Here is a 17,258-nt window from a genome sequence, read left to right as displayed (position 1 = left end):
GGCCCCAAATATTTCATTCCACCCGGGTGGCGACGGACAAGATGGCTCATACTTCGACTGGCGAAACAGACAGCGGGCTGATCGGCTCGGACCACGGCCAGGTCAGCGCGGGCGATATCGCGGTCGGCGTGATCGTCGGCAGGACGTCGGAATTCTTCGACTTTTTCGTCTATGCGATCGCGTCCGTCATCGTGTTCCCCAAGCTGGTGTTTCCGACGCACGATCCGCTCGTCGGAACGCTGTACTCCTTCGCCATCTTCGCGCTGGCCTTCATCGCCCGTCCATTCGGTTCCGTTCTGTTCATGGCCGTCGACCGCGCCTACGGTCGCGGTGCGAAATTGACGATCGCGCTGTTCCTGCTCGGCACCTCGACCGTCGCCATCGCGTTCCTTCCCGCCTATGGCGATATCGGCGTGCTTGCGATCTGGCTTCTGGCGCTGGCCCGCATCGGGCAGGGCGTGGCGCTTGGCGGGACGTGGGACGGCCTGCCCTCGCTGCTGGCGCTGAACGCGCCGCGGAACCGGCGCGGCTTCTACGCCATGATCCCGCAACTGGGCGCGCCGATCGGCCTCATCGTGGCCAGCGCCCTCTTCGCCTTCTTCGTCGCCAATCTGTCGGCCGACGACTTCCTTGCCTGGGGCTGGCGCTATCCCTTCTTCGTCGCCTTCGCCATCAATGTCGTGGCCCTGTTCGCCAGGCTGCGCATTGTGGTGACGCCCGAATTCTCGAAACTATACGAAAGCGGCGACCTGCAGCCGACGCGCATAAGGGACACGATCAGGGCCGAAGGCCGCAACGTCATCGTCGGCGCTTTCGCGCCGCTGGCGAGCTTCGCCCTGTTCCACATGGTGACGGTGTTTCCGCTCTCCTGGGTATTCCTGTTCACCAATGAGGGACCGGCACGCTTCCTGGCGATCGAGGCGGTGAGCGCGCTGTTCGGCATCGCCGCCATCGTCGCGTCGGGCCCACTTGCAGATCGTGTCGGACGCCGAGCGCTGCTCGGCGGTTCGGCGATCGCCATCGCGACGTTCAGCGGCTTTGCCCCGCAGCTTCTGGATGGCGGTACCGTTGGCGAGATCCTGTTCATGGTGCTGGGCTTCATCCTGCTGGGGTTGAGCTTCGGGCAGTCGTCAGGCGTCGTCGCATCGAGCTTTTCGCGACACCATCGCTATACCGGCTCGGCGATAACCTCGGATCTCGCGTGGATGTTCGGCGCCGGCTTCGCTCCGCTCGCAGCTCTGCTGCTGGCCGGCAATTTCGGCCTCATCGCGGCGGGCGCCTACCTGCTCTCGGGCGCGGCCTGCACCTTGCTTGCCTTGTGGATTGATAGACGGCGTTCGGCCGCGGACCGTCCGGTAGACTGAACACTATAAATGGCGGCAAGGGTCAGTGAGCGTCGCCGGAGCCGCGGCCCTGCCGGTCAGCGGAACATCGAACCGCCATCGACGTCGAGCGCCGCGCCATAGACGAAGCTCGCGGCGTCGGAGCACAGGAACAGGATCGCGGCGGCCATGTCGTCGGGCCGGCCCATGCGGCGTATGGGCAGGTTGGCCGCAATGCGATCCTTCAGGGCCGGATCGATGTGGGAATGCATCGGCGAATCGGTCGGCCCCGGATTGAGGGCGTTGATGCGCACCGCCTTTCCCGCCAGTTCGCGCGCGACCGACTTCACCAGCGACAGCGTGCCGGCCTTCGAGGCCGCATAGGCCGTGTCCGCGATAAGGCCACCGCCGCCATGCACGCCGGCGTCCGATGCCACGCAGACGATGTTTCCCCCGCCGCTGCCCTGCATGCGCTGCACCGCCCCCTGGACGGTGAAGAAAGTGCCCAGCAAATTGACGCCCAGCACGCGCTGCCAGTGCGCCCAATCCTGGTCCGGGATTCGCTTGGCGGTGATGATCGCGGCGCAGGTGACGACATTGTCGAGCCTCGCCAGCCTGGCATCGCAATAATCGAACATGCGCCTGATGCTGTCGGGATCGCCCATGTCGGCCACCACTTTGTGCGGTGTCCCGGCGATCCCGCCCACCTCGTCATGGCGCCTTGCAAGGCCTTCCGCGTCACGGTCGCACATCACGACCTCGGCCCCTTTGGAGAGGAATGCACGGGCGGTTTCGAAACCCATGCCGCTGGCGGCACCGGTCACCAGCACGGTCTTGCCGGCAAAGCTGTCCGGGGCAAATGTGGCGTATGCGTCGGTCATGATCTCTCCATGGGGCCGAAAAAGGGATTGGGCAGCCGCAGGCAAGGCCTGTGGCGCCGGCGCGAGCCGGTTCAGGCCTTCAGGTGCAGTGTCACCAGCACGGTGCACTCGGCGCCATCGTCGAACCGTGCCGCGACACGCAGCCAGTTGCCGAAATGGGCAAGCCGCGCCATCGCTACGGCATCGCGTTCCTTCGGCATCGGAAATTCGGTGCCCTCGCGCAGCCAGTGCATGCCGTCCGGCGAGACCTCGACCCATGCCGTGGCGGTGGGGCCGATGGGTTGCTTGAGCGCGCGCACGAAGAAGACCGCCTCTCGCGCCCATCCCGCCTCGTAAGGCTCGCTGGCGGCTTCGCCATGCCAGCGTTCGTTGCGCGAGACAATCGCGGTGATGTTCTCGGGCAGCATCAGAAATCTCCCGAAATGCAGATGGAATCGACGTAGAGGAAAGCCCGTTTGGCGACGTCGGTTTCAGCGAAAAGGCCGAAGTTGAGCATGCACCACAGGTTCTTCATCGCAGGAATGCGGATCGAATCGAAGCCTGTAAGATCAAAGCTGCGATCGTTGCAGCGCAGCCCGAGCGCCGTCATCGTCGCCAGATCGAAATCGAAGCACAGATACGTCCAGTTCACCTTGGTGGGGATTTCGTTGTAGCAGAGGCGCTGCGATCCACCGGGAAGATCGACCCAGCCCTCCGGCGACAGATGGTAGTGGCTGAGCGTCTTGTTGTCGGTGCCGATCGGGGTGATCCTTTCGGTCTCGCGCTTGTATTGCCATTTCTGCAGATGCTGGCCGTCGAGCGCGTTCAAGAAGCGCAGATGCGGCATGACGCGATCGTTGTTGCTGTTGCCGTCCTGGTCCCCACCCTGCAGGTCGAAGAGGAGGCCGACCGAGCGCACGTCGGTTTCGGACAGCTTCAGCGTGTTGGCCTCCGGCTTGAAGGTAAAATACATTTCGAAACGGATCGGCCCACGTCTGCGGAATGTGTGGCGTTTGATGGCGACGTTTCGGGCCCCCGCCACCGGGCGTGTCGCGATCTTCAAAGCATAGGACGAATCCATCCCGCCATGCGAGCCGGCGTCCCAGTGGGCGAGCGTCGACAGCATCGCGCTGGTGTGCTGCGCGTAGCCCGGCAGCATGGTGTCGAGATCGTCCTCGTAATTGCCGACGAGCTGCGACCAGCCGCAATGACCGCGCGCGAAATTGTCGAACGACAATATCCGCGGCAGCGGATCGAACCGGCTGAGCGCCGGGTCCGCGCGCAGCAGCGCCAGGCGCATCGCCTCGGTCAGATCGCCGGTCTGGTTTGGAGCCTGGTTCTTCATCTGGTCTTCGGCCTCATTCGGCTTTCAGTTTCTTGACGGCATTCCAGTCGATTTCGATGCCGAGCCCGGGTTTTTGCGGAACATCGAGCGTGCCGTTCTTCTGCCTGACGCAGCCGGGTGCAAGATCGGCCAGATGCGTCTTGAACGGGCTGGCATCGCATTCGCATTCCATCACGCCGAAGTTCGGCATCGCGGCGGCCAGGTGGACGCTTGCCGTCTCGCAGACGATGCCGGACATGCCGATATGCGGAGCGTAGCGGACGTCATGCGCGGCGGCGTAATCGGCCATGCGGCGCGTCTCGGAGATACCGCCGGCGCGCGCAACGTCCGGCTGCAGCACCGACAGTGTGCGGTTGGCGATCAGGCGTTGCGCCTGGTCGAGGGTGAAATTGCTCTCGCCCGCGGCCAGCGGTACGTCGCAGCGCCGGCGCAGTTCCTCATAGCCCTGCTCGTTCTCCGGTTGCAGCGGCTCCTCGAACCAGAAATAACCATTTGCCGAAAGCGCGCGGCCGACCTCGACGGCCTCATCCAGATTGTAGGCCCAGTTCGCATCGACACAGAGCCCGATCGCGTCTCCGGCCCGCTTGCGAATGCGCTCGATGCGTTTGCAGGCGTCCCGCACAGGGCGCGCCATCTTGACCTTGATGCGTGTAAAGCCCTCGGCGACATAGCGGTCGAGCTCGGCGTCGGCGGCCTTGTCATCGACCCAGTTGACGGCCGCCGCGTAGACGTCGATGCGATCACGTCCGACGCCGCCAAGAAGTTTGGCGATGGGCTGTCCGGTTGCCTTGCCCAGTATATCCCAAAGCGCGATATCGACGCCGGCGATGGCCTCGATCAGCATGCCACCTGCCCTGCCCGACAGCGCGCGGCGCATCGACTGCCACAAGGCGCCGATGTTGCGCGCGTCCTGGCCGAGCAGGCGCGGCCTGAGCGAATTTTCGATCAACTCGACATAGGCTTTGGGCGAAAACCGCGCCAGGGTTTCGCCGACCCCGACAATGCCGTCGGTGGTACGCATTTCGACCAGGACCAGCGAGACTTTTTCGTAGGCGCCCCAGGACGTGACCGTGGGCCTGGGCAGCGTCTGACTGAGGGGATGGGCTATCACCTCGGCAATCTTCAGTGGCCCCGCCACGGTTGGATCGCTCATGCGCATCAATACCAGACTTCCCTCGTCCTTGCGGATGGCTCGTCATAACGCCCACTTATAAACTTAGCAACCACAAAACTTAGTTGCTATGTTTGAGGCAATCGTGCTAGGCAGCCGACAGAGGAATCCGAATGATCGCAGAAACAGCACGCAAATCGATTTTCGCCGCGAAGCCCGCGAGCCCGTCCCGCCTCGCGGACGGAGTCTCGGATGCAATCGCCGCGGCGCTATTCGACGGACGCATCGCGCCCGGCGAAGCGCTGCCGCCGGAAGGCGAGATCGCCCGGGAGTTCGGCGTCTCCAAGCCGATCGCGCGCGAGGCGCTGCGCCAGCTGACCAGCGCGGGCCTGGTGTCGACGCAGCAAGGCAAGGTCGCGCGCGCCAAGGCACTGAGCGGCGAGCCCATGGACCGCATTTACGCCTATGCGGTCCGATCGAGCCTGACCCGGTTGCAGGAAGCCAACGAGATGCGCCGCGTCATCGAAGTCGGCATCGCCCGGCTGGCCGCCGAGCGCCGCGATCCCAGAGGATTGGAAATGATGCGCCAGGCCGTGCTCGACATGCACGCCGGCATCGGCAAGCCAGGCGATTTCACACAGGCCGACATTATGTTCCACCTCGGCCTCGCGACGGCCACTGGAAATTCAATGATCCGCATCCAGATGGAAGGGATGCGTTCGGTCCAACGGGAGGTTTCGGAACTGTTTTCGCGGCGCTCCAATCGCAGCGAGGCGGATTGGCGGGCGACCGTCGAACGGCACAAGGCAATCCATGACGCGATCGCGGCGGGTGATACCGACCTCGCGGACCGACGCATCCACGAGCACTTCGACGCGGCCGACATCGCCTCGTTCGAGGTCGCGGACAAACTCGGGGAGCCGTCACCTTGAACCAGGACCGTTTTTCCCTTGCCGGCCGTCGAGCGCTGGTGACCGGCGCTAGCTCCGGCATCGGGCGTGCGGTTGCGATCGCCCTTGCACGGCAAGGGGCCGCGGTCGCGCTGCACCATTTCGGCGACGCCGCCGGCGCGCGCGACACGGCGGCGGCCATCGGTCCCGGCACGACGGTCATCGAGGCCGATTTCACCGACAGCAGAGCGATGTCGGCCTTTGCGGACGAGGTCAGCGACGGCGCCATCGACATCCTGGTCTCGAACGGCGCGATCGAGCGTCGCCGTGCATGGAGCGAGGTCGACGACGCGCATATCCAGGCACATGTCGCGGCCAACTTCACGGCCCTGCTCACCTTAGCGGCGCGGCTGGTTCCAGCCATGGCAAAGCGCGGATGGGGGCGCGTGGTGGCGACCGGCAGCGTGATGGCGAGGCGCCCGCGCGCCGAGACCATCGTCTATGCGTCGCTGAAGGCCGCGCAACTGACGGCGGTGCGCGCCATGGCGCGTGAAGTCGCGCCGCATGGCGTCACCATGAACGTGGTATCGCCCGGCGCGATCGAGACGGAGGCGACTGCCGAGCGCTACCGCGACGCCTCTTTCCGCGCGGCGGTCGCAGCGAAGATTCCCGCCGGGCGCCACGGCCAGCCCGACGACGTCGTCGGCGCTTTCGTTTTCCTGTGCAGCGATGCCGCCCGTTACATCACCGGCGCCGATATTCCCGTCGATGGCGGCTGGACGATCGGCGACGCTCCCGGCGCCTTGCCAGGAGCAGCATGACAAGACGCCGCCGCTTGCGGGGCGATTGATATCGCACCCACAGTTCTTGATCGGACCATCAATGTTTCGGGAGGAAATCATGAAGACCGCAATCAAGCTCGCACTATCGGCCGTGGCGCTGTGGACCCTGTCGGCACAGTCGCCGGCCCAGGAACTCCGGATGACCGTGTGGACGGGCAACGAGGCCCATCTCAAGATGCTGAACGGCATCGCCGCGGGCTTCATCGCCAAGCATCCGGGCGTGACGGTGAAATTCGAGACCGTTCCGGTTGCCGACTATACGCAAAAGCTCACTTTCCAGGTCGCCGGCGGCAACGCCCCCGATATCGCCTGGATGATGGAGGATGCGGCACCGGCCTTCGAGAACGCCGGCCTGCTCATGGACATCGGCCCGACGCTGAAGGCGACCGAGGGATACAATTTCGAGGATTTCTCCGAGCCGGCGATGGCGCTCTGGCAGAAGGACGGCAAGGTCTATGGCATGCCGTTCTCGACCTCGCCGTTCCTGATCTACTACAACAAGGACATGTTCGACAAAGCGGGTCTCGAAGACCCCAACCAGCTCGCCGCCAAAGGCGAGTGGAACATGCAGAAATTCCAGGAGGTCGCCAAGAAGGTCACCGACGCCAATCCCGGCAAATGGGGCTTCGAGTTCAAGGACGGCGAAGGCTACGCATCGCGCATGACGCACGCTTTGCTGCCACCCGTGCGCGCCTATGGCGGCGACCTGTGGGCCAACGGTCAGTGCGGCCTGGACAAGCCGGAAGCGGTGACCGCGATCAAGCAGCTGCACGACATGGTGTTCAAGGACAAGTCGATCGTGCCGCCGGGAGAACAGGGCGACTATTTCTCCGGCAATTCGGCGATGACCGTGAACCAGATCTCGCGGGCCTCGAAGATGCCCGAGGCGGGTTTCAAGTGGGGCATCGCTCCGCTGCCTTCGGGACCGGCAGGCGAGGCTCCGGTCATCGGCCAGGCCGCGCTGACTGTCTTTGCATCGGGCAAGAACACCGAGCTCGCCGCGCAACTGGTTGCCGATATGACCAGCAAGGACAATGTGGCTGTCATGGCGCAGTTCTTCCCGCCCGCCCGCAAGAGCGTCCTGGAGAGCGATGCGTTCATCAATTCCAACAAGCTGATCCCGCCGCAGCAAATGAAGAGCGTGGCAGCCGCGATCGTCAACGGCCGCGTCCACCCCTCGCATGAGCATGTGCCGCAGATCTTCGCGGCGATGGCGCCGCGCGTCGACACATTGTGGCGGGCCGACGCCAATGTCGAAGAGGCACTGAAGGGCGTCTGCGCCGCCATCCAGCCGCTGCTCTGACACAGGGCTCCGCTTCGTGACTGGCAAGGCATCCCGGGGCAATGCGGCGCACCCACCGAGCGCGCCGTGGCTGACCCTGAAAACCAGGGAAATGCTGGAGGCGTGGCTGTTCGTCAGCCCGACCCTGATCGGCTTCCTGATCTTCTTCCTTGGGCCGCTGGTCGCCATTTTCTATTATTCGACGACCGAGTGGAACCTGCTCAGCCAGCAGGCGACATTCGTCGGGCTGCGCAATTTCCACAACGTCCTGCTGGAGAACCCCGACTTCTGGCATGTCGTGCGCAATTCCGTGATCTTCGCGCTGGGGCTTGTACCCCTGAACATGGCGCTGGCGCTCTCGCTTGCGCTGGCGCTGTCGCGGCCGTTCTTCGGCGTCGTCTTCTTTCGGACGGTTTTCTTCGCGCCGGTGGTCACGTCGGCGATTGCCTGGGCGATCGTCTGGAAATTCATGCTGCAGGGTGAAGGCGGCGCCGTGAACCAGATGCTTGCCTGGATCGGTATAGACGGTCCGAACTGGCTGCGCGAGCCCAACTGGGCGATGGCGGCGGTCATCGTTACCCGCGTCATCAAGATGGTCGGGCTCAACATGATCCTCTACATCGCGGCGCTGCAATCGATACCGCGCGACTATGAAGAGGCCGCAAAGCTGGAGGGCGCGTCGCGCTGGCAGGTCTTCCGCATGATCACCTGGCCGCTGCTTGCGCCGACGACGCTGGTCATCATGGTTCTGACGACGATCGGTTCGTTCAAGGTGTTCGACCACATCTACCAGATGACCGGTGGCGGCCCCGAAAACGGCACGCTGGTGCTGGCGTTCTACATTTACCAGCAGGGCTTCAAATTCTTCAATGTCGGCTATGCGGCCGCGCTTGCGCTGATCATGTTCGTCATCGTCATGGCGCTGACCCTGGTGCAGGTGATGCTGCGACGGAGGGAGATGGAGTGAGCCCGCGCCTGACCGAAATCCTGTACCGCATCTGCTGGACCGCAGCCCTGCTGCTGGTGGCGGTGCCTTTCATCTTCCCCTTCTTGTGGATGATTTCCGGCGGCTTCAAGAGCACCACCGAAATCTTCGGCACGCCGACCTTGATCCCCCGCGTCTGGCGCTTCGAGAATTTTGTGGAAGTGTTCACCTATCAGCCCTTCGCGCGGCAGTATTTCAACTCGCTCTACATTGCCGCGACGGTGACGGTGCTGACCTTGTTCATCGCCTCGCTCGCCGGCTACGCGCTGGCGCGCATCCGCTTTGCGGGTGCAGGCCTTTTGATGCTGTTCCTGGTGATGGCGCTGATGGTGCCGGAGGAAGTGACGATCATCCCGAACTTCTTCCTGATCCGCGCCATGGGTCTGATCGACACGCACTGGCCGCTCATCCTTCTGCCGGTGTTCGGACCGCAGGGCGTGGTGGCGACGTTCCTGATGCGCCAGTTCTTCCTGGCGCTGCCCAAGGAGCTTGAGGAGGCGGGCAAGATGGACGGGCTGTCACGTTTCGGCGTCTGGCTGAAGATCGCGCTGCCGATGTCGCGGCCGGCCCTTGCCGCGGTCGCGATCATCACTTTCCTGCATTCTTGGAACCTGTTCCTCGAACCCTTGATCTTCCTCAGTTCGCTGGAGAAGTTCACGCTGCCGCTGGCGCTGTCCAATTTCAACGACAGCTACGGCCTGCCCCTGTGGAACCTGCAACTGGCGGCGACGAGTCTGGCCGTGGTTCCCATCCTCATCATCTATCTGATCGCCCAGCGCCAGATCATCGAGAGCTTCGCCCTCTCCGGTGTCAAGGGATAAGGGAAGTCATGACAAAGGTTCTGCTCAAGGACATCCGCAAGAATTTCGGCACGGTCGAGGTCATCCGCGGCGTCGATCTCGAGATCGAGGATGGCGAGTTCGTGGTCTTCGTCGGACCATCGGGATGCGGGAAGTCGACGCTGCTGCGGCTGATCTCCGGCCTGGAGCACATCAGCGACGGCGAACTCCACATCGGCGATCGCCTGGTCAACGAGGTGCCGGCGGCCAGGCGCGGAGTCGCAATGGTGTTCCAGTCCTACGCGCTTTATCCGCACCTGACAGTCCGCGACAACATGGGTTTCGGCCTCAAGGTGCGCAAGGTGCCGGCCAGCGAACGCGCCCGCCGCGTTTCGGAAGCCGCCGCAACGCTGAAGCTCGAACCGTTGCTCGACCGCTTTCCGCGTCAGCTGTCGGGCGGCCAGCGCCAGCGCGTGGCCATCGGCCGGGCCATCGTCGGCAATCCGGACGTCTTCCTTTTCGACGAGCCGCTCTCGAACCTCGATGCTGAACTGCGTGTCCACATGCGCTCCGAGATCGCGGCGTTGCACCAGCGCCTGTCGACGACGATGATCTACGTGACCCACGACCAGATCGAGGCCATGACGCTTGCCGACAAGATCGTGGTGTTGCGCGACGGCAGGATCGAACAGGTCGGCTCGCCCCGCGATCTCTACGACAGCCCGCAAACCGTCTTCGTCGCCCAGTTTATCGGCAGCCCCAAGATGAACGTCCTGCCGCTCGCCGACGGACAACCTATGGCGCTTAGCGCATCGGTCCCCGCGACGGCCACATCGGTCGGTATTCGACCCGAGCACCTGTCGCTAGGCCAGCCCGCGAACGGCACGTTGCGCGGCAAGGTAAGGCTTGCTGAATATACCGGCGCCGTCACGCTGCTCCATGTCGAGCTGGACGGGGGCCAGACCTGCCTCGTCATCCACAATCAAGGACCGGCGCCGGAAACCGGCGCCGAGGTCGACCTGCGGGCCGAACCCGGGCATCTGCATTTCTTCGACCAGCAAGGGCGGGCGGTCTGATCTGCCGCGCCCCGGCGGTTCTACAGCATGTCGCGGCGAATAGGATTCGCCCGACCTGCTGTAGGCTTCTGATTTTATGCATGTCGTTGTCCCGGAAACGAGGACACTTCCGGGCGACATGCATTATTCCGCCGCCAGTGCGGCGACTTCCCGCCGAAACGGCAAGGCGTCGCCGATGTCGGGTTCGTCCAGCTCGCGAGCGAAGCGATGGCCGGCATAGGTTGCCCAGGCGATGGGTCCCGGTGCTTCGGCATCGCCGATGACCTTGACTGAACGGATGCCGGCGTCGGCCCACTCGCTTTCCCGGGCCTTGAGATTGCGCCAAACGGCGTCGTCCTGATTGCGCGACGTGACAAGTACGACCGCATCGGCCGTCAGATCCTGTTTCGCGCCGGTGTAGACGCAAGCCGTCACGACACCGCCCGAAGCGATACTCGTGACGGTCCTGTTGAGCACGATGTCGACCCCGAGTTCAGCCAGGCGGCGGTGAATGGCCCCTTGCTCAAGCGTGTTGCGGGTCCAGTCCGAGACATAGGCCGATGGCGTCACCAAGGTCACCTTCGTTCCCTGACGCGCCATCAGCTCGGCGAGAACGCCGCCCATGTAATAGTGGTCGTCGTCGAACAGCACGACGTTGCCATCTGGAACCTTGCCGGCCATCAGATCGTCGGGCGTAAGGACCGGCATCGCGGCGTCGATCGGCATCGGCACGACATGGGCACGCGCGACGCCATCACGGCGCCAGGTCGATCCGGTGGCGATGGCGATGTTCTGGAAGCCGAAGGATAGGATGTCATCCGCCGCCAGCCGGCTTTCGAAATAGATGTCGACGTCAGGCATCTGGCCGAGCTGATACCGCCGATAGTCGCGCACCCTGCCCCAGGCCGACAGGCCTGGAAGCTTGCTTTCGCGCGCCACACGCCCGCCGAGCTCGGTGCCGGCTTCCGCGATGGCCACTTTATAGCCGCGCAGGCCAAGCGCACGGGCAGCCTCCAGTCCGGCAGGCCCGGCGCCGACGATCAGCACGCTGTCGCTGTCGCCCTTGGCCTGCATGCGCTCCGGATGCCAGCCCTTGCGCCATTCCTCCATGAAGGTCGGGTTCTGCGTGCAGCGCGAGATCGACATGGTCATGTCGCCGGTGATGCAGATGTTGCAGCCGATACATTCGCGGATGTCCTCGATGCGGCCCTCCTCGACCTTCCTCGGTAGGAAGGGATCGGCGATCGACGGACGGGCGCAGCCGATGAAGTCGAGCGTTCCCGACCTGATCATCCTGACCATCACGTCGGGTGAAGTGAAGCGGCCGACGCCGACGACCGGCTTCGAGGTCAGCTTCTTGATGCCCGACACCAGGTTTTCCTGCGCCGCCTCGTCCTTGAAGCGCGACGGGCCCGAGCAATCCTCCCAGGCGCCGTGCGCGAGATCCCACAGGTCGGGCAGTTCGGCATGCATCTCGATCATGTCGCGGACTTCCGAATTGGCGAAGCCGAGCTCGCCGATCATCTCGTCCAGCGACAGCCTGAGCGTCAGGCCGCACGTGTCGCCGATCGCGTCGCGCCCTTCCTCGATCAACTCGCGCATCAGCCGCGAACGGTTTTCCAGCGAGCCGCCATATTCGTCGACGCGCTGGTTGGTGGCGGTCGACAGGAAATGCTGGATAATGCCGAAGCCGTGCGCGCCATAGAGGCATACCAGGTCGAAACCCGCCTGCTTCGCGCGCTTGAAGGCATTGCGGTGCCAGCGGCGCAAATCGCGAATATCCTGCTTGTCCATGGCGCGCGCCTGCACCGGATCGTTGGTGAAGGTGCGGATCGGCAGGGCCGACGGCCCGCGCGGCACCTCCTTGCTGTAGAGGTTGGGGCCGTTGATCCCGGAATAGGCGAGCTGGATGCCAGCCAACGCGCCGTGCTCGTGCATGGCCTTGGCCATCTTGGCCAAAGCCGGAATATCGGCGTCATCCCATAGCCGCAGTTCGATGAAGGGCGTGATCTCGGAAGTGTGGTGCATTTCCGTCTGCTCGGTGAAGATGACGCCCCAGCCCCCTTCGGACTTGACGCGGCGCATCTCTGCCGCGGCGGACGGATCGCGATAGCCGCCGCCATTGCAATGCGGAACCTGATAGAAGCGGTTCTTGGCCGTCACCGGGCCTATCTTCATCGGCTCGAACAGGATGTCGTAGCGTGGGTCGCGCATGGTGCTTCCTCCGTGCCGGCTCGGCACTCCCGGTGCTGCCGAAACTACTCATAAATTGGAGCCGGCGCGGGAAAACTACGGATTTCTTCTGTGCCGATTAGGACACGCCTAATCGCGGTACTGGGGCGGATTAGTCTGTGTTGAACCGGGGCTGAGCGAAATGCGACTTCAGAGCATCGGCGGCATGATGCTAGACAGCCAGGACCCTACCGAGAGACAGAAAATGGACACTATCAGGATCTTCGAACGGCTGATCGCTTTCCCGACGGTGAGCCGCGACTCCAACCTCGACCTGATCGGTTATGCGGCCGACTTGCTCGAGGCGAGCGGCGTTGCCTGCCAGATCGTCCACAGCGCGGACGGGCACAAGGCCAACCTCTTTGCCACCATCGGCCCGGCCGGCAGGCCCGGTGTCATGCTGTCCGGCCACACCGATGTAGTCCCCGTCGATGGCCAGAACTGGACGCTGCCGCCTTTCGAAATGACCGAGCGCGAGGGCAAGCTTTACGGACGCGGCGCGGCCGACATGAAGGGTTTTGTGGCCTCCGCGCTCGCCGCCTGCATCAGGGCTTCCACGATGGCGCTTCGGACGCCGTTGCATCTGGCGCTCTCCTATGACGAGGAGGTCGGCTGCCTGGGCGTGCGCGACCTGATCGAAATGCTGAGCGCGGCGCCGCAACGCCCGCTGCTGTGCATCGTCGGCGAGCCGACCAACATGCAGGTGGCGACCGGGCACAAGGGCAAGCTTGCCGCTCGCGCCGTCTGCAGGGGACGCGAAGGCCATTCGGCGCTCGCCCCGCTGGCGCTCAATGCCATCCACCTCGGCTGCGATTTCGTGCGTGCCTTGCGTGACGAACAGGAACGATTGGCCCGCGACGGCGCCCGCGACGGCGACTACGACATCCCCTACACGACGGTTCATGTCGGCAAGATCAATGCCGGCGTCGCGCTCAACATCGTGCCCAACCTCTGCCAGGTCGATTTCGAGATCCGCAACATTGCCGCCGACGATGCCGCCGGCATTCTGGACAGGCTGCGCGACGCCGCGGCACGCATTGCCGAGGACGCCGTTTCGATCGCGGCCGAGGCCGCAATCGAAATCGAGATCACCAACACCTATCCGGGCCTCGACACGCCGGCCGCATCGGAGGCGGTGGCCTTCGTCAAATCGCTGACCGGCGCCAATGACACGATGAAAGTCGCGTTCGGCACGGAAGGCGGATTGTTCAGTCGCGATCTCGGCACGCCTGCCATCGTCTGCGGACCTGGCTCGATGGCGCAGGGACACAAGCCGGATGAATTTGTCAGCGTCGAACAGCTGCGGCGTTGCGACGGGATGCTGGACAGATTGCTCGAACGGCTCACGGACGGCTGGCCGTCGTGATCCGCACGGCAGCCCTCACTTCACGATGCGTTCGGTGCCGAAGACGCCCTGCTCGACGACGAAGCGACGACAGTGGTCGATGAACGCCTGTACCGTCAGCGTGCGATGCTCTGCGTTCGGCAAGGCAATTCCTATTGTGAGCGGCCTGAGGTCTCCCAGCAGAGGCACGAAGACGAGCAATTTGCCGTCCGGCGACATGGTGTTGAGCGGCCGCATATTGGCAATGCCGTAGCCGAAGCCGTTGGCGACCATCGAGCGCATCACGGCGATGTCGCCGGTACGCTCGACGATCTTGGGCCGCAGGCCCCTGGGCTGGAAGGCCGACAGGAAATATTCCCTGCTGTAAGGCAGATCAAGCAGCACCATCGGCTCATCGACCAGCTCCTCGGGCGTGATGCCTGCCCTCGCCGCCAGGCGATGCGCGGCCGGTAGCATCACATAGGCCGGCAACTGCATCAGCGGCTCGAAGGTCATGTCCTGCGACAGCTCCAGATCGTAGGTCAGCGCGGCATCTATCTCGCCACGCTGCAGCATCTCGAACAATTGCCCCTGGTTGCGCTCGAATTGCCGGACGCGCACATCGGGATAGGCATCCTCGAATTTCTTGCGCAGCGCCGGCAGCACGATCTGCGCGAAAGTGAGCAGGCAGCCGATCGCCAGCGGTCCGCGTACCTTTTCGGCGATATCGCCGGCAATGTCGTGCAGCGCGTCCGCGTCGTTGAGCAGGCGCGCGGCTTCCTTGAGGAACAGGCGCCCGCCCGCGGTCAGCGCCAGCGCATGCGAATGCTTGCGCACGAAAAGCTGGACGCCGAACTCGGCTTCGAGCTGAGCGATCGACGCCGAGATCGACGGCGGCGAGACGTTCACCTGCTCGGCCGCCTTGGCGATCGAACCCGCTTCGCCAACGGCGACGAAATATTCAAGTTGTCTGAGCGTGAAGCGGAGGGGCATGATGGCTATGTTGCCGGTTTGCAGCCGGTGATCAAGTCGCGGCCGATTCTCAATACTTGATCCAGGTGGTCTTCAGAGCAGTGTATTTGTCGAGCGCATGCAGCGACAGGTCGCGTCCGAAGCCGGACTGCTTGAAACCGCCAAAGGGAGTCATCGGGCTCAGCGCATCGACCGTGTTCACGGAAACCGTGCCCACGCGCAGTCTTTCCGCGAGGCGATGCGCCCGCGACAGGCTGTCGGTCCACAGCGATGCGGCCAGGCCGTAGACGCTGTCGTTGGCTATGCGAAGCGCCTCGTCTTCGGTGTCGAAGGCGATCACCGACAGGACCGGACCGAATATCTCGTCGCGGGCAAGCGGGTCGTCGGGCGAGACGTCATCGAAGATCGTGGGCTGCACAAAACTGCCGCGCCCGTCGACGGCGACCCGGTCGCCACCGGTCACCAATCGTGCCGACTTCTTGCCGCCATCGATGAAACGCATGACGGTCGCGGCGTGGCGCGCGTCCACCATCGCACCCATCCTGGATGCTGGGTCGAGCGGATCGCCGGGCTGGGTCGCCGTTGCCCGCCGCACCAGTTTCTCGACCAGCGCATCCTTGATGCCGCGCTCCACCAGAAGCCGGGAATTGGCCGAGCATACCTGCCCCTGGTTGAAGAAGATGCCGAAGGCGGCCATGTCGGCGGCCGCATCCAGATCGCCGCAATCGGCGAACACCAGATTGGGGCTCTTGCCACCGGTCTCCAACCAGACCTGCTTCATGTTCGACTGGCCGGAATATTGCAGGAACATCTTGCCGACGGCGGTCGATCCGGTGAAGGCAAGGCAATCCACATCCATATGGCGGCCAAGCGCCTGGCCGGCCGTCTCGCCGAGGCCGGGCACCACATTCAGCACGCCCGCCGGCAAGCCCGCCTCCATGGCGAGCTCGGCCAGCCTGAGTGCCGAGAGAGGCGACTGCTCGGCGGGTTTCAGCACCACCGAATTGCCCGCGGCCAGCGCGGGCGCGCATTTCCAGGTCGCCATGTCGAGCGGAAAGTTCCATGGCACGACGGCACCCACGACCCCAAGCGGCTCCCGCCGTACCAAAGCGAGGTCACCCCGGCCCGTCGGCGCCACCTCGTCATAGATCTTGTCTATCGCTTCCGCATACCACTGGAAGACCGCCGCCGACCCCGGCACGTCGATGGTCGCGGCGTCCTTGACCAGCTTGCCCATATCCAGCGATTCCAGCAGCGCCAGTTCCTGCAGGTGCTCGCGCAGCAATTCCGCCAGCCGCAGCAGCACTTGCTTGCGATGCTGGGGGCTCGCTCGCGACCAAACGCCGGCTTCGAAGCTGCGGCGCGCGGCAGCGACGGCAAGGTCGATGTCCTCTTCGCCGCAGGAAGCCACCTCGGCGAGCGTTGCTCCCGTAGCCGGATTGATGCTGGTGAATGTTCGGCCTGAGCGCGCGGGCATCGTCTTGCCGTCGATGAAAGCCCCGTCGCGAAAACGGATCGCCGACGCCTTGGCGATCCAATCCTTATGACTGAGTTCGCTCATGCTGGCTCCGGATTGTCGGGACTACTCGTCACCGGGAACGCCGTAGCTCGGCGCACCCGACGGACTAAGGGCGCGCGTGACATAGGCATCGAGCTGGGGCTTGTAGATATCCCACAGCGTCGCCAGCTGCTCGATCGGACACTCCTCGCTCCAGTCGCAACGCAGGTCGGCGACGGGCCATGAGACATCGCGCACCAGTTTCATGCCGGCGGAGCGGACAGGTCCCGCCTCGCCGCCGGCCTCGAGCGCGGCTCGCATGGTGGCGATCAGCCGGTCGCCGAGATCGCCTTCGGAGGCGAGAAAGGCGTCCACCATGGCTTGCGGAACCCTATCGCTGGCAAGCAGGTTGCCGCCGCAGGCGACGTCCTCGCCGCGCGCCTCGGCCCAGATGCCGAGCGCTTTCGGCCCCGAATGGATCGCGCTGCCGCCGGCCGCGTCGACCGCCAGAACCTGCCGGTGTTCGCTGAAAGCGGCCGTACGCTTCAGGATCGCGACGGCCTCAGTGGCGGAGGCGCCCCGCGCCATCAGCTCCAGCGCTCGTGGCCCGAGCGTCGGGTCCGTGACGTTCTGGCTGGCAACCGCCCCGACGCCCGCTTGCGCATAGGCGCAGCGGGCCGCGACCGCCGGAGATGACGAGGACACCGCCACTCCGAACATGCCCGTGCGCCGGCACCGTGCGACGATGGAGAAGGTCATGG

At 64.4% G+C, this 17,258-nt stretch carries 16 protein-coding genes; 8 read left to right on the top strand and 8 right to left on the bottom strand.

Annotated features, from left to right (window positions below):
- The first annotated feature begins 41 nt into the window (after window positions 1–41).
- Complete coding sequence (locus O7A70_RS05790; RefSeq protein ID WP_140504649.1) at window positions 42–1,364, top strand: MFS transporter; 1,323 nt, start codon at window positions 42–44, stop codon at window positions 1,362–1,364.
- A 56-nt stretch (window positions 1,365–1,420) separates the two neighbouring features.
- Here the strand turns inward: O7A70_RS05790 and O7A70_RS05785 are convergent, their stop codons facing one another.
- The 4 genes from O7A70_RS05785 to O7A70_RS05770 all read right to left on the bottom strand — a co-directional run bounded on the left by O7A70_RS05785 (window position 1,421) and on the right by O7A70_RS05770 (window position 4,680).
- Window positions 1,421–2,125, bottom strand: a complete 705-nt coding sequence (locus O7A70_RS05785; RefSeq protein WP_442921169.1) for an SDR family NAD(P)-dependent oxidoreductase — start codon at window positions 2,123–2,125, stop codon at window positions 1,421–1,423.
- Between the two features lie 149 nt (window positions 2,126–2,274).
- Window positions 2,275–2,610 (bottom strand): hypothetical protein, encoded by a 336-nt coding sequence (locus tag O7A70_RS05780; RefSeq protein WP_337139522.1) that lies wholly within the window; start codon window positions 2,608–2,610, stop codon window positions 2,275–2,277.
- Complete coding sequence (locus O7A70_RS05775) at window positions 2,610–3,482, bottom strand: DUF6772 family protein (RefSeq protein ID WP_337139686.1); 873 nt, start codon at window positions 3,480–3,482, stop codon at window positions 2,610–2,612. The genes O7A70_RS05780 and O7A70_RS05775 overlap by 1 nt, the downstream gene beginning before the upstream one ends.
- 58 nt (window positions 3,483–3,540) lie before the next feature.
- Window positions 3,541–4,680, bottom strand: coding sequence for a mandelate racemase/muconate lactonizing enzyme family protein (locus tag O7A70_RS05770; RefSeq protein ID WP_337139520.1), 1,140 nt, complete (start codon window positions 4,678–4,680; stop codon window positions 3,541–3,543).
- A 131-nt stretch (window positions 4,681–4,811) separates the two neighbouring features.
- Here O7A70_RS05770 and O7A70_RS05765 point away from each other — a divergent pair, with 131 nt between their 5' ends.
- The 6 genes from O7A70_RS05765 to O7A70_RS05740 all read left to right on the top strand — a co-directional run bounded on the left by O7A70_RS05765 (window position 4,812) and on the right by O7A70_RS05740 (window position 10,492).
- Window positions 4,812–5,570, top strand: coding sequence for a FadR/GntR family transcriptional regulator (locus O7A70_RS05765; RefSeq protein WP_337139518.1), 759 nt, complete (start codon window positions 4,812–4,814; stop codon window positions 5,568–5,570).
- On the top strand, window positions 5,567–6,349 hold the full coding sequence (locus O7A70_RS05760; RefSeq protein WP_337139516.1) for an SDR family NAD(P)-dependent oxidoreductase: 783 nt from the start codon (window positions 5,567–5,569) through the stop codon (window positions 6,347–6,349). Before O7A70_RS05765 ends, O7A70_RS05760 begins: the two co-directional genes overlap by 4 nt.
- Before the next feature lie 79 nt (window positions 6,350–6,428).
- On the top strand, window positions 6,429–7,673 hold the full coding sequence (locus O7A70_RS05755) for an ABC transporter substrate-binding protein (RefSeq protein WP_337139514.1): 1,245 nt from the start codon (window positions 6,429–6,431) through the stop codon (window positions 7,671–7,673).
- Window positions 7,674–7,764: 91 nt separating this feature from the next.
- Window positions 7,765–8,619: a carbohydrate ABC transporter permease gene (locus O7A70_RS05750; protein ID WP_337139685.1), complete on the top strand. Its 855-nt coding sequence runs from the start codon at window positions 7,765–7,767 to the stop codon at window positions 8,617–8,619.
- Window positions 8,616–9,458, top strand: coding sequence for a carbohydrate ABC transporter permease (locus O7A70_RS05745; RefSeq protein WP_337139512.1), 843 nt, complete (start codon window positions 8,616–8,618; stop codon window positions 9,456–9,458). The genes O7A70_RS05750 and O7A70_RS05745 overlap by 4 nt, the downstream gene beginning before the upstream one ends.
- Window positions 9,459–9,466: 8 nt before the next feature.
- Window positions 9,467–10,492, top strand: a complete 1,026-nt coding sequence (locus tag O7A70_RS05740; protein WP_337139510.1) for an ABC transporter ATP-binding protein — start codon at window positions 9,467–9,469, stop codon at window positions 10,490–10,492.
- A 123-nt stretch (window positions 10,493–10,615) separates the two neighbouring features.
- Here the strand turns inward: O7A70_RS05740 and O7A70_RS05735 are convergent, their stop codons facing one another.
- Complete coding sequence (locus tag O7A70_RS05735) at window positions 10,616–12,685, bottom strand: oxidoreductase (protein ID WP_337139508.1); 2,070 nt, start codon at window positions 12,683–12,685, stop codon at window positions 10,616–10,618.
- A gap of 223 nt (window positions 12,686–12,908) precedes the next feature.
- Here O7A70_RS05735 and argE point away from each other — a divergent pair, with 223 nt between their 5' ends.
- A complete protein-coding gene (argE, locus tag O7A70_RS05730; protein WP_337139506.1) occupies window positions 12,909–14,069 on the top strand; it encodes an acetylornithine deacetylase in 1,161 nt (386 codons plus the stop codon).
- A 15-nt stretch (window positions 14,070–14,084) separates the two neighbouring features.
- Here the strand turns inward: argE and O7A70_RS05725 are convergent, their stop codons facing one another.
- Genes O7A70_RS05725 through O7A70_RS05715 form a run of 3 tightly spaced genes read right to left on the bottom strand, consistent with a single transcriptional unit; the run spans window position 14,085 to window position 17,256 of the window.
- Window positions 14,085–15,020 carry a LysR family transcriptional regulator gene (locus O7A70_RS05725; RefSeq protein ID WP_027144830.1) on the bottom strand — a complete coding sequence of 312 codons (936 nt, stop codon included), beginning with the start codon at window positions 15,018–15,020 and terminating at the stop codon, window positions 14,085–14,087.
- A gap of 49 nt (window positions 15,021–15,069) precedes the next feature.
- Complete coding sequence (locus tag O7A70_RS05720) at window positions 15,070–16,560, bottom strand: aldehyde dehydrogenase (protein ID WP_337139504.1); 1,491 nt, start codon at window positions 16,558–16,560, stop codon at window positions 15,070–15,072.
- A gap of 21 nt (window positions 16,561–16,581) precedes the next feature.
- A complete protein-coding gene (locus O7A70_RS05715; protein ID WP_337139502.1) occupies window positions 16,582–17,256 on the bottom strand; it encodes a DUF1028 domain-containing protein in 675 nt (224 codons plus the stop codon).
- Window positions 17,257–17,258 lie beyond the last annotated feature (2 nt).

The organism is Mesorhizobium sp. Cs1299R1N1 (genome assembly GCF_037179655.1).
GTDB lineage: Bacteria > Pseudomonadota > Alphaproteobacteria > Rhizobiales > Rhizobiaceae > Mesorhizobium > Mesorhizobium salmacidum.
This window is presented reverse-complemented; position numbering and strand designations above follow the sequence as displayed.